This is a genomic window from Streptomyces sp. NPDC000941, assembly GCF_053599555.1.
The window spans coordinates 1-3,296 of record NZ_JBSFMM010000456.1 but is presented as its reverse complement, the minus strand read 5'-3'; the positions used below and the strand labels follow the sequence as shown (position 1 = coordinate 3,296).

Annotated in this window: 2 protein-coding genes; one reads left to right on the top strand and one right to left on the bottom strand. The window is 74.2% G+C overall.

What is annotated here, in order from left to right; all coding sequences use genetic code 11:
* A partial coding sequence (locus ACWDSL_RS52590; protein ID WP_450496784.1) for an ABC transporter permease occupies positions 1–1,254 on the top strand: 1,254 nt, incomplete at its 5' end.
* A 132-nt stretch (positions 1,255–1,386) separates the two neighbouring features.
* On the opposite strand, the gene ACWDSL_RS52585 is transcribed toward ACWDSL_RS52590, so the two are convergent.
* Positions 1,387–2,544: a serine/threonine-protein kinase gene (locus tag ACWDSL_RS52585; protein WP_450496785.1), complete on the bottom strand. Its 1,158-nt coding sequence runs from the start codon at positions 2,542–2,544 to the stop codon at positions 1,387–1,389.
* Positions 2,545–3,296 lie beyond the last annotated feature (752 nt).

Below are 3,296 nucleotides of genomic sequence, written 5' to 3'. Positions count from 1 at the left end.
GTCGACGCGCTCGCCGTCGGCCGCTCCGCGCGCCCGAGCCGCGGCCGGGCGGTGGTCCGGCTGACCGGGCGGCTCCCGCTGCCCCGCCCGATCGGCCTCGGCCTGGCCCGCCCCTTCGCGCGCCCCGCCCGCACCGCCGCGATGGTCGCGGCAGTCGCCTTCGGGGCGACCGCCGTGACCTTCGCCGTGGGCCTGGCCGCCTCGTTGACCCGGGTGCAGGACGCCCGGGACCACGACAGAGCCGATGTCAGCGTCGAGGCCAACGTCGAGGTCCTCGGCCCGGACGGAAAGCCCGGACCGGACCGTACGAGCCCGGGCGGCCCGCCGCGGATCACGGCCGACCCCGCCGAGATCACCGCGGCGATCGAGGCCCAGCCGGGGACCCGGGCGTACTACGCCACCACCGCCACACAGGTGACCATCGCCGGGCTGTCCGGCACCACCGACCTCCACACCTTCGCCGGGGACGCCACCTGGGCCAACTACCAGAAGGTCTCCGGCAGATGGTTCGAGAAGCCCGGCGAGGCCGTCGTACCGACCCAGTTCCTCGATGCCACCGACACCCGGCTCGGCGACACCGTCGCCCTGAACCATGACGGCAAGACGATCCGGGTCCGGATCGTGGGAGAGGTCTTCGACCCCCGGCACCAGGGCATGAACGTCCTCACCGACGCCGCGACGCTCGCCCCCGCGAGCACTCCCACCGACAGCTTCCGCATCACCCTCAAGCCCGGCACGGACGCGGCCGCTTACGTCAGCGCCCTGAACGCCGCGCTCGGCTCGCTGGACGTCACCGCGCGTCCCGGCCCCTCCGGCGGCGAGAGCGAGGTGATCCTCGTCCTCGACGCGCTGGCCGCACTCCTTACCCTGATGCTCGTCGCCGTCGCGGGTCTTGGCGTGCTCAACGCGGTCGTCCTCGACACCCGCGAACGCGTCCACGACCTCGGCGTCCACAAGGCGCTCGGCATGACCCCGCGGCAGACCGTCGCGATGGTCCTGGCCTCGGTCGCCGTGGTGGGTCTTGCGGGCGGCGCCCTCGGCGTCCCGGCCGGTCTGGCCCTGCACGCGGCGGTCGTCCCCGCCATGGGCGAGAGCGCCGGACTCACCCTCCCCACCTCGGCCCTCGACGTCTACGCCCCGCCCGAGCTGCTTCTGCTCGGTCTCGGCGGCCTGCTGATCGCGGCCACCGGGGCCCTGCTCCCCGCGGGCTGGGCGGCCCGGACGCGTACGGCCACGGCGCTGCGTACGGAGTGAGGCGGAGGAGAACGGGGCAGGGGCGGGCGCTCGGCCGCGCCCGCCCCTGCCCCCGTGTGCTGTCCACCGGTCAGCCCGCCCGGCACCTCGGGGTTCGACGGTCAGCGCGCTACGCGTGGTCCGCGCCGCCGTTCAGCTCGAGAACCAGGCGATGCCGATCAGGACCGCGGCGACGAAGGCCACGGCACCGGCGATCAGGCTCGCCACTCTCGGCCGGCGCCTGATGAGTTCGCGAGCGCCGCGCCGCTTCGCGGGCGTGGCCGCGGGCGCGGGTGTGGACGCGGATGGGGATGCGGATGGGGACGCCGACGTGGACCGGTGGCCGCGGGCCGGGCGGCGGGCGGGGGCGGGCTGCGGCAGGCGGTACGTGGCTACGGAGGGCGTCTCCGGCGTACGGGGCGGGCCCGCTGCGGCCGCGGCCGCGGGCGGGGCCTGCGGCGTCGCGGTGCCGAAAACCTGGGCGTGCGGGGGCGGGCCCGGCATGGGCCCGGGTGCGGGCGCGGGGGCGGGCTGCGGCATGGGTTCCGGGTGGCCCTGCCAGGCGCCTGAGCCGAACCAGTCGGCGATGTGCTGCGCGGTGGGGCGCCCCTCGGGCTGCTTCGCGAGCATGCCGAGCAGATAGTTCTCGAACGCGGGCGGCAGGCCCGCGCCCCGCTGACTGGGCGGCAAGGGCGCTGCGTCGATGTGCTGGGCGAGCGTGGCGGCGGAGGTGTCGGCCTGGAACGGCGGGGTGCCGGTCAGCAGTTGGTAGAGCAGACAGCCCAGGGAGTACACATCGGAGGCCGGGCTCGCGGGCCGTCCCAGAGCGCGTTCGGGGGCGAGGTAGAGGCTGGTGCCGATGATCTGGCCCGCCGTGGTGAGCGCGGTGGCGGGGTCGTCGACGAACCGGGCGATTCCGAAGTCGCCGATTTTGACCGTGCCGTCGGCGTCCGACATCAGGTTGCCCGGTTTGATGTCCCGGTGGACGATCCCCGTACGGTGCGCGGAGGCCAGCCCAGCGGCCGCCTGGGCAGCGATGACGGCCACCCGCTCGGCGCGGAGCGCGCCTTGGGCGGTCAACTCCTGCGCCAGGCTCTGACCTTCGACGAGCTCCATCACCAGATAGAAGCGGCCGTCACGCGCCCCGAAGTCGAACACGCCGACGATGTTGGGGTGACTCAGCCGGGCCGCAGTCTGGGCCTCCAACCGGAAGCGTGCCGCCGCCTGCGACGCGGGGTCGTCCCCGAGCAGCAGTTTGACGGCCACGGTCCGTCTCAGCACTTCATCGGTGGCCCGCCAGACCTCGCCCATCCCGCCGCGGCCTATGGGTGTCTCCAACCGGTACCGATCCGCCACCAGCACGTGTGCACCAACCTCTATCCTGATCGACTCTGAGCAAACCGACGCCGACGGACAGCAGCACCGTACGAGGAGGTAGGTGGTGGGGGGACCGCGACGTTTTCAGGGTACCGAGCGCGGCTGCCGAGGTCTTCGCCGTCCGGGGCGGACAGGCACGGCATCGGAGGCTGGTGTGACGTACGTCACCCACGCTGAGCGTCTTCCGAAGCCGCTGATCGATGGCGGCAGCGGCTGATCAACGGCGGCTGAAGTGGTGCAGCCCGGGCAGGGCTTGGCAGCCGTTGGCGAGTCTGCCCTGCTGACTGTAGGCGCGGGTGGTCTCCGCCCGGAGCGCGGCCCGGCGCTCTGGGGCGGTTGGCTGCGCGGCGCTGCACGGCGCTGCGCCTGTGCCTACGCGCCGTCTCGCGGCATTCGGTTCGGGCGGGTGCGGGTTTCGTCTCGGACCCTTCGGGTCCAAAGCGCCGGCAGGAGGGGGAAGGGGGGCGGCCGGTCCGTTGTTGTGGTTCCTCGGCCCGGTGGGTGGCTGAGCTTAAGGCTGGCTCCGCTGCGCTCCGCCGCAGCTGCTGCCGCGCGGTGGCCGGCTGGTCGGTCCAGCGGTGCGCTCGGCTGGGGGCGCGTGAGCGTGACGTACGGGCCGGCGATCGCTGGGCGGCATGGTCCGGACGCCGCGTGCGGGCGTCGTCTCGCGCCTTCGGCGCACAGCG

Coding starts and splice junctions, on each gene's coding strand:
- ACWDSL_RS52585 (WP_450496785.1), bottom strand. CDS start 2,544: ATGGGCGAGGTCTGGCGGGCCACCGATGAAGTGCTGAGACGGACCGTG.